This window comes from Spirosoma koreense, assembly GCF_054777875.1.
In genome coordinates, this window is the sequence record NZ_BAAHAC010000022.1 from 1,053,606 (window position 1) to 1,071,049 (window position 17,444).

General features: G+C 51.4%; 21 protein-coding genes. 14 read left to right on the forward strand and 7 right to left on the reverse strand.

What is annotated here, in order from left to right:
• Position 1 precedes the first annotated feature (1 nt).
• A complete protein-coding gene (locus ACYVC2_RS17625) occupies positions 2-217 on the forward strand; it encodes a hypothetical protein (protein ID WP_461104068.1) in 216 nt (71 codons plus the stop codon).
• Between the two features lie 39 nt (positions 218-256).
• Complete coding sequence (locus tag ACYVC2_RS17630) at positions 257-592, forward strand: translation initiation factor (protein ID WP_461104070.1); 336 nt, start codon at positions 257-259, stop codon at positions 590-592.
• 8 nt (positions 593-600) lie between these two features.
• Here the strand turns inward: ACYVC2_RS17630 and ACYVC2_RS17635 are convergent, their stop codons facing one another.
• Positions 601-2,106 (reverse strand): peptide MFS transporter, encoded by a 1,506-nt coding sequence (locus ACYVC2_RS17635; RefSeq protein ID WP_461104072.1) that lies wholly within the window; start codon positions 2,104-2,106, stop codon positions 601-603.
• A gap of 185 nt (positions 2,107-2,291) precedes the next feature.
• On the opposite strand from ACYVC2_RS17635, the gene ACYVC2_RS17640 reads away from it, so the two are divergent.
• The 4 genes from ACYVC2_RS17640 to ACYVC2_RS17655 all read left to right on the forward strand — a co-directional run bounded on the left by ACYVC2_RS17640 (position 2,292) and on the right by ACYVC2_RS17655 (position 4,984).
• Positions 2,292-2,981 carry a peptidoglycan DD-metalloendopeptidase family protein gene (locus ACYVC2_RS17640; RefSeq protein ID WP_461104074.1) on the forward strand — a complete coding sequence of 230 codons (690 nt, stop codon included), beginning with the start codon at positions 2,292-2,294 and terminating at the stop codon, positions 2,979-2,981.
• Between the two features lie 91 nt (positions 2,982-3,072).
• Positions 3,073-3,573, forward strand: coding sequence for a GbsR/MarR family transcriptional regulator (locus ACYVC2_RS17645; RefSeq protein ID WP_461104076.1), 501 nt, complete (start codon positions 3,073-3,075; stop codon positions 3,571-3,573).
• Between the two features lie 51 nt (positions 3,574-3,624).
• The gene (locus ACYVC2_RS17650) at positions 3,625-4,389 is read left to right on the forward strand and encodes a thiol-disulfide oxidoreductase DCC family protein (RefSeq protein ID WP_461104078.1); all 765 of its coding nucleotides are present in this window, start codon (positions 3,625-3,627) and stop codon (positions 4,387-4,389) included.
• 49 nt (positions 4,390-4,438) lie between these two features.
• On the forward strand, positions 4,439-4,984 hold the full coding sequence (locus ACYVC2_RS17655; protein WP_461104080.1) for a hypothetical protein: 546 nt from the start codon (positions 4,439-4,441) through the stop codon (positions 4,982-4,984).
• A 28-nt stretch (positions 4,985-5,012) separates the two neighbouring features.
• Here ACYVC2_RS17655 and ACYVC2_RS17660 read toward each other — a convergent pair whose 3' ends face one another.
• Positions 5,013-5,807: an alpha/beta fold hydrolase gene (locus ACYVC2_RS17660; protein ID WP_461104082.1), complete on the reverse strand. Its 795-nt coding sequence runs from the start codon at positions 5,805-5,807 to the stop codon at positions 5,013-5,015.
• Positions 5,808-5,906: 99 nt separating this feature from the next.
• Between ACYVC2_RS17660 and ACYVC2_RS17665 the strand changes: the two genes are divergently transcribed.
• From ACYVC2_RS17665 to ACYVC2_RS17680, 4 genes are all read left to right on the forward strand, one after another.
• A complete protein-coding gene (locus ACYVC2_RS17665; protein WP_461104084.1) occupies positions 5,907-6,173 on the forward strand; it encodes a hypothetical protein in 267 nt (88 codons plus the stop codon).
• A 20-nt stretch (positions 6,174-6,193) separates the two neighbouring features.
• Positions 6,194-6,427 (forward strand): hypothetical protein, encoded by a 234-nt coding sequence (locus ACYVC2_RS17670; protein WP_461104086.1) that lies wholly within the window; start codon positions 6,194-6,196, stop codon positions 6,425-6,427.
• Between the two features lie 47 nt (positions 6,428-6,474).
• Positions 6,475-6,864, forward strand: a complete 390-nt coding sequence (locus ACYVC2_RS17675; RefSeq protein WP_461104088.1) for a DoxX family protein — start codon at positions 6,475-6,477, stop codon at positions 6,862-6,864.
• Between the two features lie 66 nt (positions 6,865-6,930).
• The gene (locus ACYVC2_RS17680) at positions 6,931-7,644 is read left to right on the forward strand and encodes a hypothetical protein (protein ID WP_461104090.1); all 714 of its coding nucleotides are present in this window, start codon (positions 6,931-6,933) and stop codon (positions 7,642-7,644) included.
• 61 nt (positions 7,645-7,705) lie between these two features.
• Here ACYVC2_RS17680 and ACYVC2_RS17685 read toward each other — a convergent pair whose 3' ends face one another.
• Positions 7,706-8,245 (reverse strand): hypothetical protein, encoded by a 540-nt coding sequence (locus ACYVC2_RS17685; protein ID WP_461104092.1) that lies wholly within the window; start codon positions 8,243-8,245, stop codon positions 7,706-7,708.
• 144 nt (positions 8,246-8,389) lie between these two features.
• Between ACYVC2_RS17685 and sufB the strand changes: the two genes are divergently transcribed.
• A complete protein-coding gene (gene sufB, locus ACYVC2_RS17690) occupies positions 8,390-9,868 on the forward strand; it encodes a Fe-S cluster assembly protein SufB (RefSeq protein ID WP_461104094.1) in 1,479 nt (492 codons plus the stop codon).
• Positions 9,869-9,987: 119 nt separating this feature from the next.
• A complete protein-coding gene (locus ACYVC2_RS17695; protein WP_461104096.1) occupies positions 9,988-10,935 on the forward strand; it encodes an alpha/beta hydrolase in 948 nt (315 codons plus the stop codon).
• 17 nt (positions 10,936-10,952) lie between these two features.
• Here ACYVC2_RS17695 and ACYVC2_RS17700 read toward each other — a convergent pair whose 3' ends face one another.
• The gene (locus ACYVC2_RS17700; RefSeq protein ID WP_461104098.1) at positions 10,953-11,483 is read right to left on the reverse strand and encodes a DUF2911 domain-containing protein; all 531 of its coding nucleotides are present in this window, start codon (positions 11,481-11,483) and stop codon (positions 10,953-10,955) included.
• Positions 11,484-11,756: 273 nt separating this feature from the next.
• Complete coding sequence (gene uvrB, locus ACYVC2_RS17705; RefSeq protein ID WP_461104100.1) at positions 11,757-13,778, reverse strand: excinuclease ABC subunit UvrB; 2,022 nt, start codon at positions 13,776-13,778, stop codon at positions 11,757-11,759.
• Positions 13,779-13,958: 180 nt separating this feature from the next.
• On the opposite strand from uvrB, the gene ACYVC2_RS17710 reads away from it, so the two are divergent.
• Complete coding sequence (locus tag ACYVC2_RS17710; RefSeq protein ID WP_461104102.1) at positions 13,959-14,480, forward strand: hypothetical protein; 522 nt, start codon at positions 13,959-13,961, stop codon at positions 14,478-14,480.
• Between the two features lie 17 nt (positions 14,481-14,497).
• Here ACYVC2_RS17710 and ACYVC2_RS17715 read toward each other — a convergent pair whose 3' ends face one another.
• Complete coding sequence (locus tag ACYVC2_RS17715; RefSeq protein ID WP_461104104.1) at positions 14,498-15,571, reverse strand: long-chain-fatty-acid--protein ligase; 1,074 nt, start codon at positions 15,569-15,571, stop codon at positions 14,498-14,500.
• 37 nt (positions 15,572-15,608) lie between these two features.
• Here ACYVC2_RS17715 and ACYVC2_RS17720 point away from each other — a divergent pair, with 37 nt between their 5' ends.
• Complete coding sequence (locus ACYVC2_RS17720) at positions 15,609-16,154, forward strand: hypothetical protein (protein ID WP_461104106.1); 546 nt, start codon at positions 15,609-15,611, stop codon at positions 16,152-16,154.
• Positions 16,155-16,158: 4 nt separating this feature from the next.
• Here the strand turns inward: ACYVC2_RS17720 and ACYVC2_RS17725 are convergent, their stop codons facing one another.
• Positions 16,159-17,358: a sensor histidine kinase gene (locus ACYVC2_RS17725; protein WP_461104108.1), complete on the reverse strand. Its 1,200-nt coding sequence runs from the start codon at positions 17,356-17,358 to the stop codon at positions 16,159-16,161.
• Positions 17,359-17,444: the final 86 nt, after the last annotated feature.

Consider the following 17,444-nt stretch of genomic DNA (forward strand, 5'->3'; position numbering starts at 1 on the left):
CATGAAAGTAGCTACTGAACGAAAAATTATCCGCTGGTTTCATATCCTGGCCAGCATTCCGATTCTCGGCTATATCTACGGGCCGGTGGCGGCCATGCCTGAGCCCGCTTTTGCGGTCAGGGTGGTGATTTTGCCGGCGGTAATCTTATCAGGCTTCTGGCTCTGGCTGGGCCATCGCGTCCGGACGTGGTGGCGTACGCCCGTAAGGCACGGCTGATCGGCGAAAAGCGTTAGTTTTGCTGCCAAATCGTTGGTCATGAGTAAGAAAAACAGATCAGGAATCATTTACTCCACGAATCCGGATTTTCAGTATGAATCAGACGGACCGTCGGAAGCCGAGACCTTACCACCCACTCAGCAAAATCTTAAAATCTGGCTGGTCAAATTAGGAGGCAACAAAGTGGTAACGGCGGTTCGTGGCTTCGTTGGCAGCGAGGTCGCTCTGGCTGACCTGGGCAAACAGTTGAAAACTGCCTGCGGATCGGGTGGTTCAACGAAAGACGACGAAATTCTGATCCAGGGTGATCATCGCGACAAAGTGCTGACCTGGCTCACCGGCAAAGGCTATAAAGCCAAAAAAGCGGGCGGGTAAAAGCTGGGTTATTGAATACCACCCATCCACTTCTTCAGCGGTTTGGTTAGCAGCAAAAGCAGCAAGCCGAATCCGAGACTGAAATAGGCTACACTCTGGAAAAGAGAGGGCATCTGCTGTACGTTTTTCTCATCGAAACCCCCGGCAAACAGACCGGCAATCAGATTACCCAGCGAAGTACCGACAAACCAGAGCCCCATTAGCTGGCTGGTGTAGCGCTTAGGTGCTAACTTGGAAAAAGCACTCAGTCCCACCGGGCTTAGAAATAGCTCACCGAGGGTAAAGAACAAATACGTGAATGTCAGGTACAGGGGTGAGATGCGCGTGCCGGTCAGCGCCAGTTTAGACGCCACCACCATCACGACATAAGCCAGCCCCAGCAAAAGCAGGCTCGTGGCAAATTTGGCGGGCACCGAATAGTTCAGGTTTCGGTTTGCCAGAAAAACCCACAACATGGCCAGAATCGGCGAGAAAATAAGAATGAAGGCCGGGTTCAGGTTCTGAAACCAGCTCGACGGCATTTCCCAGCCAAAGAAGTTCAGATTCGTGTACCGATCGGCGAAGATCTGCAGCGACGAACCCTGCTGCTCGTTGCCCGCCCAGAACATGGCCGACGCCAGAAAAAACGCGAACAGTACAACTACCCGCTTTTTCTCGACCATATCCAGGCCACCTGCCGTCAGGATGTAAGTGAAATACCCTATAGCGGTCAGCGAAATGATCGTGCCCATAGCCTGCGCCAGGCCCTGGGCGGTGGTCATGTCCAGCACACCGGTTAGTTGAAGAACAGTCAGCACCACAATGATAGCGGCTAAAAAGGCCAGTAATGAGCGATTATTGCCTGCAGCTTGTTGATCACCGGTTTCTGCTTTGGGAACATAGTTGCCATGGTTGCCCAGAAACCGATGCCCCAGTGTGCGGAACGTAATCAAGCCAAGGCCCATTGCCACGGCAGCCGCTCCGAACCCGTAATGCCAGCCCACGCGCTGGCCCAGATAACCAACCACCGAAATACCGAGTAGAGAGCCGAGGTTGATGCCCATGTAAAAAATAGAAAAAGCCGCATCCTTCCGGGCACCGCCCTCCGGATATAACTCGCCAACAACGCTACTGATATTGGGTTTGAGCAAACCAGTGCCCATCGCGACCGTGAAGAGGCCTACGTAAAATAAGCTCGGACCCGACGGAATCGCCAGGATAATGTGGCCGAGCATAATGATAATGCCACCGTACCAGATGGATTTACGCTGTCCCAGAAGTGTGTCGGCAACCCAGCCACCGGGTAACGAAAGCAGATAGACCGACGCGGTATAAATGCCATAAATAGCAGCTCCCTCCATTTCGTTCAACCCCATTCCGCCCCGAACTTTATCGATTAGAAACAGCAGCAGAATGGCCCGCATACCGTAATAGCTAAAGCGCTCCCACATTTCGGTAAAGAACAGCACGAAAAGACCCACTGGGTGACCGAATAGGGTAGCTTTGCTGGCGGGTTTGTCAAGAGTGGCTTCCATGGAATAGGGATAAGGGATCAGTTTGCCGAAGAATAGTGACGAATTAACGGAAAAATAGCTGTAAATATATCCTTCGCATCTGGAACGGCAAGGTAAAACATGTGCTGGTGAAGAACGGTAATTGGTACGACAACCGTTTGTTATCATCCCGACTTACCCATAGTTTCAGCAAACGTTTTTTCTCTATGTCTGAAGTTTTAAGACTCCTTCCGATCGATTTTCAGAAAGATCCGTATCTGGTGCTCGACTTTTCGGCGACTAATCCTGATCTGGCTACGCTCGATCTGACCAACACGGCTGTGTTTACGGACTATGTATTCGGCAAACTAAAAGCGGCTGGTGCGCTCGTGGGCGTAGGTGGTTATAACGAACACCGTGTCATTTACCGACGAAGTGACCATTTCAACACGTCTGGCGAACCACCCCGCGAAATTCACCTGGGTATCGACCTGTGGGCCGAGGCCGGGACGCCGGTTTTTGCTCCGCTGGATGGCATCGTACATAGTTTTCAGGACAACGCCCAGTTTGGCGATTATGGCCCGACGATTATTCTTGAACACACCGGACGCATGTCCGACGACTCAGATGCGGCTTCCCAGCCGCGTTATAGTCTCTACGGACACTTGACCCGGAAGTCGCTGGAAGGGTTGTATGAAGGGAAAGTGCTTAAAGTCGGGGAGGAGCTGGGCGAGATCGGCCCTTATCCCGAAAATGGTGACTGGCCTCCGCACCTTCATTTTCAATTGATGACGGATATGCTAGGCCGTAAGGGCGATTTTCCCGGCGTTTGCTCACTGGCCGACCGCGTACGGTTTCTTAAAATCTGCCCAAACCCAAATCGATTACTGAAAATCGCCCGGCTTCCATTGCCATAAAGCTTATAAGAGTTTTGCAGTAGTTTGGCTAGGTATGTTGTAAATCTTTCAAAATGTTTTGAAACTATAAAAAACTATTTTACCTTTGAGTATGACATTTGAGGAAGCGAAGGCTAAATTTATTCATACCTGGGGTACGCTCGCGACCCAGTGGGGCATCAACCGCTCGATGGCACAACTCCACGCGATTCTGCTGATTGCGCCCGAGCCGCTGGCCACCGAAGATGTTATGGAACAGTTGCAGATCTCGCGCGGAAACGCCAGTATGAATCTGCGGGACCTGATGGATTGGGGGCTGATTTACAAGCAACTAAAGCCTGGTGAACGGCGGGAGTTTTTTGTTGCCGAAAAAGACATTTGGAAAGTAGCCCGGCAAGTGGCCAAAGAGCGTCGACGCCGGGAGATTACGCCGGTTGTCGAGGTGCTGAACGAACTTCAGACCATTCCAACAGACACACCTGAAGCTCAGGAGTTTCACCGGGTGATCGCCGGATTGAGCAGTGTAGTTGGGTTTGCCGATAACACCCTGAATGCGGTGATCAGAGCTGAGGAAAACTGGCTGATGAGCCAATTCCTGAAAGTATTCCGCTAATTTTTTTACTTTATAATTTCAATTGTTTTTGAAAATTTAAAAACATATAATATGAAAAAGCTGATCATTTACGACGGCAGTTGCCCGATGTGTCGGCTGTACACGAAAGGCATCGTTGCTACCGATAAAAGCGGCAGCTTAATGCGGATGAGCAACGATCAAATCAAACAGGAGGCCATTCTGAACCGCCTGGACCGGCAAAGGGCGCGCCACGAAATTCCGCTGGTAGATCTCGACGGTGGCGAGACGCTTTATGGAGTAGATACCTGGGCTTATGCATTGGGTCAACCTAATCCGTCGATTCAAAAGCTCTTATCGATCCATTGGTTCAGAGCCCTTCTTCAAAAGCTATATGCCTTTATTTCATACAACCGGCGCATTATCATTACATCACCACCCGGTCGCTGGCAGTTGCTCGACCTTCAGCCTGCGTTCAATCCGGGTCAGCGACTGGCGTTCATCGGCATTGTGTTTAGCCTCGTTGCCGCTCTTTTCCTGAGTGGACGTGTCTCTGTGTGGCCACCAGCCGCTTTCGCCCTGGTGATTAGTCAGCTTACATTGACTGGTATCTATCTGTTTGTCTTACAGCCAGGTGAGGGCTTCGAAAAAATCCTGGATTACGCGGGTCATCTGGGCATGAGCCTACTGGTTGGCAGTAGCGTAATGGCCCTTTCCTCGCTGCTCGGCTGGACGACACTCGGCCTGATGGGATATGCTCTGATGATTGGCCAGCATTTTATTCGCACCTACCGACTCGGACTCAATCCGTGGCTGAGCGTCTGCTTTACGGTACTGGCTTTGCTGTTACTTCGATAGCGATGGATGCCGCAAAAAGTTTTTACTATCACCTGTTCTCTTACTGACTATGGCTAGCTCAGACAATTTGTCAAATCGTATTTACTGGCATTGGACTGTATTGCCGGTACTGGCATACCTATTAAGCTGGAGCGCTGGTTTAGCAAGTTTGATTGCATTCCCAATACTAGTGACAGTGGCCTATTATTTACTTTTCAGAATTTACCCAGGCGTCAGCCGGCCAGGCTATTGGTTCTTTACACTTCCCGTCACTTTTTTTATTTGGGTGAAGTGGGGCCCAGCCATAACCTATTCCCGGCCAGATGGTATTTTGACTGGAGTCATGGCCTACTATGCTGGGCAACTGATCAATACATTTCTAATTCCTTTGCTTCTTGAGCGAGGTAAACCAGAGTTATTATTGAGGTGGGTGATAAGTACCTCAATAGCAGCCTTCATTTGGTTAATTCTGCTCAGGTTAATCGGGATAGTTTGGCTGATGATACAACTGAACAGTAGTGATCTGGCTATTTACTTCATTTACCCTTCGATTGCTTTGGTTGCGAATGGAATCAGTGGCTTTTTTCTGACAAAAGCTTACAGGACTGATGATTGAAAAAATACAAACTAATCATTGCTGTAAATCAGTTCCTTAAAAACTCCACAACCGCTTTGGCAAATTCCGGGGTGCGCATGGCCCCGCCGTGGTCGCCCGGTACAATGACCAGCCGCGACCCTGGGATGGCATCGACCAGTGTTTGCGGGTCGCCGTTGTCTTTGTCCTGATCGCCATTGACTACCAGTACGGGAATTCGGATTTTACCCAGGTCTGATTTACTGGTCACGGGCTGAAACTCCTGTAAACGAGCTAACACGACCGTATCGGCTCCCGATTTTTTGGCGTAGTCGACCGCAGCCTGTAATTCAGGATGACTGCCGGGTTTAGTCAGCGCTTCGTGGAAATTCCGGCGCCGAAACCAGTTGGGATCGGAGAAGTCGACACTGATGCCGCCCATGACCGCCCGACGTACCTGCTTGTCCATGGTCAGTAGTTTGGCCGTCAGAATGGCCCCGCGTGAGTAACCCACCACATCATAGTTGGTCAGGCCGAGATGTTTCATCAGCGCCATTACGTCCTTCAGTTCGGTGTTATCCCGGTAGGCTTCAGCCGCATGCGGTTTGTCGGAGAGTCCGTTGCCCCGCAGGTCAAGGGTAATAACTTTGAAACCGGCGTCGGCCAGCGCCTGCCGAACGGGAGCACGTTTCCAGCTTTCGCTGGTACTGATAAACCCATGCAGCAGTACTACCGGTTTGCCCGTGCCCAGCACATCGTAGTGAATTTTAGTTCCGTCGAAGGACGTGAAGAGTGGCTCACGGGACGTTTGAGCCTGAACGAAAACGCCTGAGAGTAAGCCTAGGACGAGCAAAACGGATTTCATCGGTATCTGGTAACGTATGAATGCAGAGGGTGATTCAATAAGTCTAACCTTTCGCTATTCTACCGGGTTATCTAACAAGAAACAAACCACTCAACGATTATGACCACTCAACTGGAACATCCGATAATTGATGATACCGACATAATCGGTTCACGCCTTAGCCGCATCGACCCCAATAATTTCCGAAACCAGAGCGGAGCGGCTTTGGAAGACGGTGATGACGAAGCAATCGACGACGATTTGAACGAGGAGGAGACAGACGACGAGCCGATAGATGAAGACGGCGATCCGACCGGCGAACACGACCATCATCAGGACGATAATTATGCACTCGGTGGCCACGTGACCCGGTCGGGTAGTGTTTAACTTTTTAGCTCTTGACGGTTATGAACGACGAAAATAAAGCGTACGATCCCGCAGAAGATGAAAACCAGGGCGTCGTGCAGCGTATGGCGCAGGTCGAGAAAGCCAGCGCGGGTACACCCCAGACTGGTGGCCTGAACCCTGAACCGCTCCAGGACAGCCAGTCCGGACAGCCAGCCGATGAGGAGAATGTCAACGATGAACTACTGACTGAAGAGGAGGTGGCGAAGGGCAGCATCGGCATGGAAAGTGAATAGATGATTTTCAATAGACAGGACCTTATCCCTACTTCTCTCAGAAACGTATGAATACGAGTCAGTTAGCGCAGCTTGTCATGCGTATTGGGTTGGGTATCAACATGTTGATGCACGGGCTGGTACGTATTCCGAAACTGAGTGCTTTTGTGGCGAAAACGAGCGCTGGGTTTGCCCAGACAATCTTGCCTACGCTGCTGACGAAAGCGTTTTTATATACCCTCCCCTTTGTCGAACTGACCAGCGGCCTGCTGATCCTGCTGGGTGGGCAGTTCGGCAAATGGGGCTACTTTATTGGGGGGCTGACCATTGGGGCGCTGCTCTTCGGGACAACCCTGAAAGAAGACTGGACCGGTGCTGGAAATCAGTTGATTTACGTCATTGCCTTTTACCTGGCCCTGCGTGGACTCGACACCTCTTCGCGCAACCGATACCGTTGATTCCGGGGGGCTTCCAACGGTTCGTCAATCCGATGAGTCCGTATAGGAAACCAATGTACAGTTCCGATGAAATCAACGTTGTTTGTTATTGCCGCTTTATTCAGCAGTTTCGTTCTTTCTTCCGCCTGCCATCAGGAAAGTGTTCCGGTTCAGCCGGGCCTTCCTTACCAATCGTCCTTTCAGTACGACAGCGACGGCTGGGAAGCCGGGCTGGTCGATTACGGAACCGCTCAGGACAGCCTTATGGAATTCAAAGCCGTCCGAACGGGCCTGCCAGCTCCACTCGATACCACCCGCAAGTCGCTGATGCTTTCGAGCATGAACCGCAGTGACGACGCATTTATGTTTCTGAAGAGGAAGGTAACCGGGCTCCAGCCGAACGCCGATTACACGCTGTTATTTGACATCGAACTGGCTTCGCAGTACGCAACAAACTCGGTAGGTATCGGCGGATCGCCGGGCGGCAGTGTGTACCTGAAAGCAGGCGCTACTGCCACGGAACCCGTAAAGGAGCTGCATGATGATTTTTACACGCTCAATGTCGATAAAGGGGCTCAGCTGGCCGATGGCAAAGACGCTATTACGCTGGGGAACATCGGTATCGGCGAGGATGCCATGGGGTATAAACTCATTACCCGATCGAATGCCGACAAACCCTTCACGGCCCGAAGTAATGCCAAAGGAGAACTGTGGTTGTTGATCGGGACGGATTCGGGATTCGAGGGGCTGACTACGCTATATTACAGCAGTATTAAAGTAACGGTCAAGTCCGCCTTGTAACGGCCTAACTTACCTCGCAGTACAAAGACCATTGCTTCGGCGATGGTCTTTGTGGTAACGGCTAGTCGCATTTTCCGAGGCTGGTTACTTTGTTTTGATCGAGTTGCCAGCAGTTGTTATAAACGTCGCTGAAAACAATCTGCATATGAAACGAAGAATCACGAACCACCTTCTCAAGGACGGAGGCTTTCCGCTCATTATGCTTTACTATGTAGAGTTCCATGGCATCCCCCGCTTTCAGTACGTCTCCCGACGAAAAGCTACTGTAAAAATGACCACCTTTCAACCGGACGCTGTCAGGTAACGCTTTTTTTTCAGCAGCGTCGAGTAAGGCAACCTGATCAGGATACGAAACGCCTTTGTATGTATAGCCGACTTTCTTGATCAGCGCGGGGCCAACCCCGTTGTTGACGACCGTTAGCGTAAAATCATCTTCTTCATGCGAACCGCCTGCCTGTAAATAGGGCCAGACCGACGCCTGCTGCTGCTCACGGGCAATTTTGGTTTGAAAAATAGATACGATCAGGGCGGCTAAACTTAGAAAAGTAGCTGAAATACCAAGGAGAAGTTCCAGATTGATACGTTGCCGGGGTGTGCTCATAAGCAGATAGACTATACCGATTAACATGCCTGAAATAACATAAACTTTACGATATTTGCCCTACCTTTTCGGAACGTACCTAACCGGCAAGTTGTTGAATAATATACCGCAACGGAACAAAAAACCGTGCGACTAACCGAAACTATGAGCAAGGACGCTGACATTTTAGAAAGCATAACCAACGCCGAATATAAATACGGATTCGAGACGATGATCGAGGCCGACGAAGCCCCGGTCGGTCTGGATGAGAGTATTATTCGGTTCATTTCTGCGAAGAAAGACGAACCCGACTGGCTGCTCGAAAACCGGTTGAAGGCGTTTCGGATGTGGCAGGAGATGACGGAACCGCACTGGCCGAATGTTTCGTATCCGAAAATTGACTACAAGGCTATTAAATATTACTCGGCACCGAAGCAGAAAAAAACGGTCAATTCGCTCGATGAAATCGACCCCGAACTGCTCGATACCTTCAACCGGCTCGGTATATCCCTCAGCGAACAGAAACGGCTGACGGGGGTAGTCGATGAACCGCAGGGCGATCGGCCACGGGTGGCGGTCGATGCCGTGATGGACTCGGTGTCTGTAGCAACGACGTTCAAAAAAGACCTGGCTGAGCGGGGTATTATCTTCTGCTCCATCACTGAGGCCGTCCATGAACACCCCGAACTGGTGAAAAAATACCTGGGTTCGGTGGTTCCGGCGAAGGATAATTACTTTGCAGCCCTGAATGCAGCCGTCTTTACCGATGGATCGTTCTGTTATATTCCGAAGGGTGTCCGTTGCCCGATGGAGCTTTCGACTTATTTCCGGATCAACGCGGCCGGTACCGGGCAGTTCGAGCGGACACTGATCATTGCCGACGAAGGCTCGTACGTCAGCTACCTCGAAGGCTGTACGGCCCCCATGCGGGATGAGAACCAGCTACATGCCGCCGTTGTCGAACTGATTGCCCACGCCGATGCGGAGATCAAATATTCGACGGTGCAGAACTGGTATCCAGGCGACAAAGACGGCAAAGGCGGAATCTACAATTTCGTGACCAAGCGTGGTATCTGCGACGGCCCGAACGCGAAGATTTCCTGGACGCAGGTCGAAACTGGCTCGGCCATTACCTGGAAATACCCATCGGTGATTCTAAAAGGCGACAACTCCATCGGTGAGTTCTATTCCGTAGCTGTTACCAACAATATGCAACAGGCCGATACGGGCACCAAAATGATCCATATCGGTAAAAATACCAAGAGCCGGATCGTGTCGAAAGGAATTTCGGCGGGGAAAAGTCAAAATTCATACCGGGGGCTGGTGCAGGTGCTGAAACGGGCTGAAAACGCCCGTAACTACTCGCAGTGCGACTCGCTGCTGCTGGGCGATAAATGCGGAGCGCACACGTTCCCATATCTGGAAGTCAACAACCCGACCGCGACCGTCGAGCACGAAGCTACCACGTCGAAAATTGGTGAAGACCAGTTGTTCTACTGCAACCAGCGCGGTATTCCGACGGAACAGGCCGTTGCCCTGATCATCAATGGGTACGCCAAAGAAGTATTGAACCAACTCCCGATGGAGTTTGCCGTTGAAGCGCAGAAACTACTGGCGATCAGCCTGGAAGGAAGCGTTGGCTAATTGCGTCGACGATTTCGATATATTTAAAGCCTCTGCGGAAACGTAGGGGCTTTTTTGTACACTAAGCAACCGTATATTTCGTATACAAGTAGAAACCCTTATCACCTGCTCACCCGCCAATGTCATTCCGCAACTTCCTTTTCTTTTCATTTATCAGCACGCTGACTTTTACGGCTAGCGCCCAGTCGCGCCGGCGCGCTGAACTGACCACCTCCCAGAATAACGGGCCCGTCCCGGTGGTGTCAGCTTTGCAGACTCGTTTGCTGGAAAGTATGGTGCTGAACAGCTCATTGCTGAACCGGCAAGTGAAGTTTTCGATTTATTTGCCTCCCGATTATTACACGTCGACCCGTCGGTATCCGGTGGTGTATCTACTCCATGGCTTGGGAGACAACGAAACCAGTTGGGTTCAGTTCGGCGAAGTCGATCGGATTGCGGATGCGGGTATCCGGTCGGGCGAGTTGCCACCGATGATCATTGTGATGCCCGATGCCGGAGCTACTTTTTATATCAACGATTATCAGAGTAAAGTGCGCTACGAGGATATGTTTGTGCAGGAGTTTATTCCGCACATCGATTCTATGTTCCGGACGCGTCCGCAGCGGGAATTCCGGGCTGTTTCGGGCCTGTCGATGGGCGGGTATGGTTCGCTGGTATTGTCCATGCACCATCCGGAACTGTTCAGCGTTTGCGCGGCTTTGAGCGCGGCCGTTCGTACGGACGAAGCGTTGATGAGCGTTCCCGACGAACGGTACAATACCGTATATGGGCCTCTGTTCAGCGGTCCAGTCAAAGGCGAGGAGCGGCTGACGATTACCTGGAAGCGCAATAGCCCGATTATCCTGGCCAAGTCGGCTCCAGAGGGGGACCTGACTAAAGTGCGCTGGTATATCGACTGTGGCGACGACGATGCCCTGACGGTCGGTAACGCAATGCTGCACATTGCATTACTGGACCGCAAAATTCCGCACGAATACCGGGCCCGCGACGGTGCTCATACCTGGTCGTACTGGCGGACGGGGCTACCCGATGCATTGAAATTTATCGCCATGAGCTTTCATCGATAAAGCCGTTTTCTGGTGAATTACCGGCGTTGAATGGGCACAATTGCCTCGGTGTCATCCCAGACCAGCATCATATCCGTTCCGTTGTTAGCAGCAGGAGCGAAGCTGATATAAAACTGCTCGGCCATTGGGCTATGTTTTCGGGAAACGATGGGCACGCGGAGGACGTCTTTCGTCTGGTCGTAATTGGTGCCCCATTGGCCGGTTTCGCTGTTGAAAATAGCGATCCAGCCGTTCTGCGACGGAATCGTCCAGAACGAATACTTCCCTTCATCCAGCGGCTGCCCGGCTACGATTACGTTCTGGTCGAAGTCGACCACCGTCGCTTCGTTGGCACCCGTTCGCCAAACCTTGCCATAGGGCACCAGCCCGCCAAATATTTTGCGCCCCTTTTTATACGGCTGACAATAATCGACCTTGATTTTTAAGCCGTTCTGGTCTATCTGAGCGATGGCTTCCGGGCTGCTGGATTTCGTCCAGCTCCGCAGGGTGAAGAAGCCAACCAGCGCAATCGCTGCAATAATGCCAAGGATAATCAGGATACGTTTCATGCGCTTTCGAGCGGGTTTGAACTGACGGGTTGCAAGGTAGGAAGATTTTGTAATTTGCGGACGTTTTCGAACCTCTCTCGTAAACGAGCTATCCGAAACAGGCAATTGCCGAGTTGGGCAGCTAGGCATGCAGAAGATTCAGCGGCTATAGTTGAACAAATCACAACACGCATGAGACGCCGGGTATATAGGATATAAAATACAATGAGGTAATGCTATCCGGCCGGTTGCATTACCTCAAGGAAAGGCCGAGGATCTTTCCTCAACCGAAAGCTAAGCCGTCTCCTTTTTTAGCTTATCCCGCAGCTGAAACAGTTCGTCGCGCAGGCGGGCCGCTTCCAGAAAGTCGAGTTCTTTGGCGGCTCGTTCCATCTTTGCCTGAGTTTCAGTGATCACTTTTTCCAGATCGCTTTTACCCATATACCGCACCACCGGATCGGCCGCAATCCGAATTTCTTCCGGCTCAACATAAAAATGCTTAGGCTTCGAATCGGCTACTTTTGTTTGACCCATGATGGCTTCGCGCGATTTGAGAACCGTCGTTGGGGTAATGCCATGATCGGCGTTGTACTCCATCTGAATCGCCCGGCGACGGTTGGTTTCATCAATCGCTTTTTGCATCGAACCCGTAATCCGGTCGGCGTACATGATCACTTTTCCGTTGGCGTTCCGGGCCGCCCGGCCGATGGTCTGGATCAGCGAGCGGATATCGCGCAGGAAGCCTTCTTTGTCGGCATCCATAATCGCAACCAGCGACACTTCGGGTAAATCCAGCCCTTCGCGCAACAGGTTGACACCGACCAGCACATCGAAATTACCCAGCCTCAAATCACGCAGAATTTCGACCCGGTCGAGGGTTTTAACCTCCGAGTGAATGTAACGGGTCTTGATCCCAACCCGGTCGAGGTATTTGGTCAGCTCTTCGGCCATACGTTTCGTCAGCGTAGTCACCAGCACCCGTTCGCTCCGTTTGACGCGCGTATCGATGGAGTCGAGCAGATCGTCGATCTGGTTCAGACTCGGTCGCACTTCGATTTCTGGATCGAGCAAGCCGGTCGGCCGGATGAGCTGCTCGACAACCACGCCCTCGCTCTTGCGAAGTTCGTAATCCGACGGGGTGGCCGAAACGTAAATGGTCTGCCCCGACAGGTCTTCGAATTCCTGAAAAGTCAGCGGGCGATTGTCCATGGCCGACGGTAGCCGGAAGCCGTAATCGACCAGCGCAGTCTTACGCGAACGGTCGCCCCCCCACATGGCTCGGATCTGCGGAATCGTTACGTGACTTTCGTCGATAACCAGCAGGTAATCGTCCGGGAAATAATCGAGCAGGCAGAAAGGCCGCTGACCCGGTTGCCGGCGGTCGAAATACCGGGAGTAGTTTTCGATGCCGGAACAGTAGCCCAGTTCGCGCATCATCTCCAGGTCGAATTCCGTTCGTTCCTGAATTCGGGTGGCTTCCTGCTCCCGAAACTCCGACTCGAAGTACCGAACCTGAGCCACCAGATCGTCCTGAATCTCATACATGGCGCTATTGAGCGTATCGCGCCCGGTAACGAACAGATTTGCCGGGAAGATGGCTACGAATTTTTCGTCGGAAATTTTTCGGCCCGTTCCCGGATCGATGCGCTGGATCGTTTCAATTTCGTCGCCGAAGAAAATGACCCGGTACGCAAAATCGGCGTAGGCCACGTAGAGGTCGACCGTATCGCCTTTAACCCGGAAGTTACCGCGTTGAAATTCGCCTTCGGTGCGGCTATAGAGAATACTCACCAGCTGATGCAGAAACTGGTTACGGCTCATCTGCTCGCCTACGCCAATCCGAACCACATTGCGTTTAAATTCATCGGGGTTACCCATGCCGTAGATGCACGATACCGACGCCACCACGATCACATCGCGCCGACCGCTCATTAGGGCCGACGTAGCCGCGAGCCGTAATTTATCGATCTCTTCGTTGATGGCCAGATCTTTTTCGATATACGTGTTGGTCGTAGCGATGTAGGCTTCCGGCTGGTAATAGTCGTAGTAGGAAATGAAATACTCGACCGCGTTCTCAGGGAAAAACTGTTTGAATTCGCCGTAGAGCTGGGCCGCCAGGGTTTTGTTATGACTGAGAACGAGCGTTGGACGGTTGGTCTGAGCGATGACGTTCGCTATAGAAAAGGTTTTCCCCGAGCCCGTTACGCCCAGTAAGACCTGAGCGGGTTCATTCTCATTGACCCCTTTGACTAACTGCTCGATGGCCTTCGGCTGGTCGCCGGTAGGCTGAAATTCTGAGGTTAATTTAAAGTTCATTAGCGACGTTGATAAGCTGGCTAATTTACGAAGATCGACCCTCAATAACAAGGCGATCTTGAAAATAAGCCGCTCAAAGAAGACGCGCTGGTACTCTGGTTACGGCAATCAAGTTTGTTGGATAGTAGAGTTCCAAATGAAAGCACTTTGCATGGACAGATTACTAAAAATAACCACCGTATGGAGAATAGTTACGAATCGCAGGAGTCCATTGTGTATGTAAAAAAGCAACCAGTCTGGGCCTTCTGCCTGCTTTCTTTTCTGACCTTTGGTCTGTACCCTATTTACTGGTTTTATAAAAACTGGCGCTTTTTTAAAGAACTCTATGATTGGGATATTTATCCGGTCTGGCGCGCTATTTTCTCGATCTTTTTCATCCATGCACTGCTGGAGCGAATCGATGATCTGGCCATAGAAAAAGGTCATCCGGGTATCAACAGCGGTGGCTATGCAACTGGCTATGTAGTGATTGCCATCGTACAGCGGTTTCTAGACCGCGTGGCCCCCGATCCTTTCACTCTACTGGCATTATTTATACCCACATTTTTATTGTTGATACCGAGCCTCAAACAACTCAACTACATCAACGATCAGGCCGGCGACAACAAGTACCGCCCCATCTTCAGTCCGGGTGAATCGGTTGCTTTGTTAATCGGTGGTATTATGATGGCATTGGTCGTTGCCGGGACACTGATGTCCTAGCCTGAATGACTAGTCTGTTACAGCACCATCAGATTGCAGCCCCGAACATCCGAATTGTCGAACCGGCCAATAACGCGAAAGTGATCATCGCCCAGGTATTGACCCAGATCCTGGGTTTCGATGAACGCACACGAATCCAGATTGGCCAGATCGGCTACGTTGATACCACCCGTGCGGGTATAATCGTCCGGGTAAAGCAGAAACGGATCATTGATATCGCGCAAAAATACGCGTAGGGTGGCGCTCGGCCGAAATACGCCCGCACCTGATGAATACGCCTGCGAAAGCAGTTCGGTCATACCATATTCTGAATGAACGGCTCGTATGCCTAACCGGTGCGTTAGGATTTCGTGTACTTCTTCGCGCAGCAACTCCTTCCGACGTCCTTTCATGCCACCCGTTTCCATGACGATCAGGTCTGGGAAGCGGCTCAGAAAGGATAAGTCCTGGTCCGATTCGGCCCAGTCGAGCAGGCCGAACGTAACGCCAATGAGCAGAATTTTTTTTGCGTCCTCCTGTCGGCTAAGTTGCCGAAGGCGTTCGGTCAGCTCCTGATGGTTGTGCAGGAAAAATCCCGACTCTTTTGAGTCCGTTTGGGCCATAAATCGCTGAACCATATACACCAGCGAGGAGTTATTTCGTTCAAGATAAGACGGCAACAGCGCCAGAATATGAAAGTTGCGAAGTGGGCCGTAGGTTTGTTCGAAAATCTGCGTACTGATGGCATCATACAATTCGGGGTCAGGTACCAGATGGCGGCTGGTCTGATCGCCGGTCGTACCGCTGCTGGCGAAGGTCAAGGTCTTGTCTTCCAGTACGTTGGTGCCCGTTAGAACCGTATGTGTTTTGAAAAAACCGATCGGCATGAACGGAACCTGATGCAGCGAACGTACCTGTTCGGGCCGAACGTTCAGATGGTGCAGATAACGGCTATAAACCGGATTGTACACCGCCTGATAGCGGAAAATAGCCAGGGCGAGCGATTCAAACGCATCACGATCGGGTAAACGGCCGCTGAGCGTCAGAATTTGCTGCCGGAGCGACTGCCGAAGTCGAAAGGCTTCGGGAGAAAGGGTTAATGAAGCAGACAAAACAAAAAAGCGTTTATTGCACAACGAGTACAACAGTATGCGACGGCAACTAATTCAACCGTATCTTCTCATCGTAGGCCTGGGCCTGACAGTATCGGCCTGTTTCACCGAACCTAACTACTCCGACACGCCTGTCATTGATTTCAAAGGGCTGTTCAAGTATACCATTGCGGCCGGTAAAGGGGTTGGCCAGTCGAAACGGGATTCCGTTGTCATTACCATTGGGTTTAAAGACGGTACGGGTGACCTGGGCACCGATCTGCCCCTGTCTAAAAGTGACTCCGTCCGCCTGGCAACCAACGGCGGCTGGGGCAATTACCAAATCACAACGTTGCGGCTCGTAAACAAGCAGTACGTAGAGTATAAGGTTCCTACCAACCAGACGCTCGTTTTTCCGAATCTGACCAAAGACAAACCGAAAGGAGCCATCGAAGGCTCGCTCGACTTTTTTCAGATTTTCCAGTATGGTACCCGGTATCAGCTCTATCCGACTAAATTCCAGATTAAAATACGGGACCGGGCATTGCAGGAAAGTAATGTCATCGAGACCGATACGGTTTCGGTGCCTTATCCGACCAACTGATTCGTCAGTTTGCGTTGAGCACAATCCGAAAGGTAGTGCCTTTGCCCACTTCCGAGCTTTTGACAAAGAGCCGTCCGTTGTGGTATTCTTCAATGATTCGCTTGGCCAGCGTCAGGCCTAGGCCCCAGCCACGTTTTTTGGTGCTGAAGCCAGGAGAGAAGACTTTCTGCATATTGGCCTTTGAAATTCCTTTGCCCGTGTCGGTAATGTCGATGGCCACTTCCTGATGCGGAAGCGGTACCAGATTCAGCCGGAGTTCGCCAACGCCTTTCATGGCATCGACGGCATTTTTGCAGATGTTTTCAATGACCCACTCGAACAACAGCTTGTTGATCCGGATCATCTGCGTGGGAGGAATCTGACTGGCCAGGCTCATTTTGACCTTCGTCGAAATTCGTTTCGACAGGTAATCGGTCAGTTGCTGAACCACATCGTTCAGATTCTCTTCCTTTAGCGTAGGAATAGAACCGATACTCGAAAAGCGGGCGGTTATCGTTTCTAACCGCTGCACATCTTTTTCTATTTCGTCGGTTATCGATGCATCGAACTGGTCCGGGTCAGAACGCATGTATTCGACCCAGGCCATAAGCGACGACATGGGTGTACCCAACTGGTGAGCCGTTTCTTTGGCGAGCCCTACCCAGACTCGGTTTTGCTCGGCCCGGCGCGACGAGCTGAAGGCCAGATAAGCCAATACACCCAGCGCCGTCAGAATCGTCAGCAATGCATACGGAAAATACTCCAGCTGCCGCAGCAGATTCGAATTATTGTAGTAAATAAGCCCACGCTGTCCATGGCCCATCTCGACTGGAATGGGCATGTGGTTTTTGCGCATATCAACAGTTTTCTCCCGTAAAATCTGTTGAATCTGTTCCGGTGTTAGTTTATCCTCATCATCCAAAGGAATATTTCGGTATATCGTAATCTTTCCGTCGGGGTTGACAACGATGGCCGGAACAGACTTGTTGGCTTCCAGGATTTCGCTGGTTACAAAGGTAAGGTCGCCGGAGTTGGCGTGACTGGAGTCGACCAGGTACTCGATGGTTTTGGCGTATAGCTGAATGTATTGCTCTTCGCGACCTTCCAGTTTCTTGATAAGCCGGTTGGTGTACAGAAGCGAGGCCGTTCCGACCAGCAGCAGATTCAGCGCTACGATAATCTTCAGAATGTTATTCTGACTATAAATGTCAAATGACTTCAGCATGGTGTTGGGCTGCCAGTTCGGCCTCAAGGCCAGATTCCGAAAAGCAGCTTTCATTCGAACACAAAAGTAGGGCGAATGAGCAACCA

What these genes read in the sequence shown, in the direction of transcription:
- ACYVC2_RS17625 (WP_461104068.1), top strand. Translation starts at nt 2, where the DNA reads ATGAAAGTAGCTACTGAACGAAAAATTATCCGCTGGTTTCATATCCTG.
- ACYVC2_RS17630 (WP_461104070.1), top strand. Translation starts at nt 257, where the DNA reads ATGAGTAAGAAAAACAGATCAGGAATCATTTACTCCACGAATCCGGAT.
- ACYVC2_RS17635 (WP_461104072.1), bottom strand. Translation starts at nt 2,106, where the DNA reads ATGGAAGCCACTCTTGACAAACCCGCCAGCAAAGCTACCCTATTCGGT.
- ACYVC2_RS17640 (WP_461104074.1), top strand. Translation starts at nt 2,292, where the DNA reads ATGTCTGAAGTTTTAAGACTCCTTCCGATCGATTTTCAGAAAGATCCG.
- ACYVC2_RS17645 (WP_461104076.1), top strand. Translation starts at nt 3,073, where the DNA reads ATGACATTTGAGGAAGCGAAGGCTAAATTTATTCATACCTGGGGTACG.
- ACYVC2_RS17650 (WP_461104078.1), top strand. Translation starts at nt 3,625, where the DNA reads ATGAAAAAGCTGATCATTTACGACGGCAGTTGCCCGATGTGTCGGCTG.
- ACYVC2_RS17655 (WP_461104080.1), top strand. Translation starts at nt 4,439, where the DNA reads ATGGCTAGCTCAGACAATTTGTCAAATCGTATTTACTGGCATTGGACT.
- ACYVC2_RS17660 (WP_461104082.1), bottom strand. Translation starts at nt 5,807, where the DNA reads ATGAAATCCGTTTTGCTCGTCCTAGGCTTACTCTCAGGCGTTTTCGTT.
- ACYVC2_RS17665 (WP_461104084.1), top strand. Translation starts at nt 5,907, where the DNA reads ATGACCACTCAACTGGAACATCCGATAATTGATGATACCGACATAATC.
- ACYVC2_RS17670 (WP_461104086.1), top strand. Translation starts at nt 6,194, where the DNA reads ATGAACGACGAAAATAAAGCGTACGATCCCGCAGAAGATGAAAACCAG.
- ACYVC2_RS17675 (WP_461104088.1), top strand. Translation starts at nt 6,475, where the DNA reads ATGAATACGAGTCAGTTAGCGCAGCTTGTCATGCGTATTGGGTTGGGT.
- ACYVC2_RS17680 (WP_461104090.1), top strand. Translation starts at nt 6,931, where the DNA reads ATGAAATCAACGTTGTTTGTTATTGCCGCTTTATTCAGCAGTTTCGTT.
- ACYVC2_RS17685 (WP_461104092.1), bottom strand. Translation starts at nt 8,245, where the DNA reads ATGAGCACACCCCGGCAACGTATCAATCTGGAACTTCTCCTTGGTATT.
- sufB (WP_461104094.1), top strand. Translation starts at nt 8,390, where the DNA reads ATGAGCAAGGACGCTGACATTTTAGAAAGCATAACCAACGCCGAATAT.
- ACYVC2_RS17695 (WP_461104096.1), top strand. Translation starts at nt 9,988, where the DNA reads ATGTCATTCCGCAACTTCCTTTTCTTTTCATTTATCAGCACGCTGACT.
- ACYVC2_RS17700 (WP_461104098.1), bottom strand. Translation starts at nt 11,483, where the DNA reads ATGAAACGTATCCTGATTATCCTTGGCATTATTGCAGCGATTGCGCTG.
- uvrB (WP_461104100.1), bottom strand. Translation starts at nt 13,778, where the DNA reads ATGAACTTTAAATTAACCTCAGAATTTCAGCCTACCGGCGACCAGCCG.
- ACYVC2_RS17710 (WP_461104102.1), top strand. Translation starts at nt 13,959, where the DNA reads ATGGAGAATAGTTACGAATCGCAGGAGTCCATTGTGTATGTAAAAAAG.
- ACYVC2_RS17720 (WP_461104106.1), top strand. Translation starts at nt 15,609, where the DNA reads ATGCGACGGCAACTAATTCAACCGTATCTTCTCATCGTAGGCCTGGGC.
- ACYVC2_RS17725 (WP_461104108.1), bottom strand. Translation starts at nt 17,358, where the DNA reads ATGCTGAAGTCATTTGACATTTATAGTCAGAATAACATTCTGAAGATT.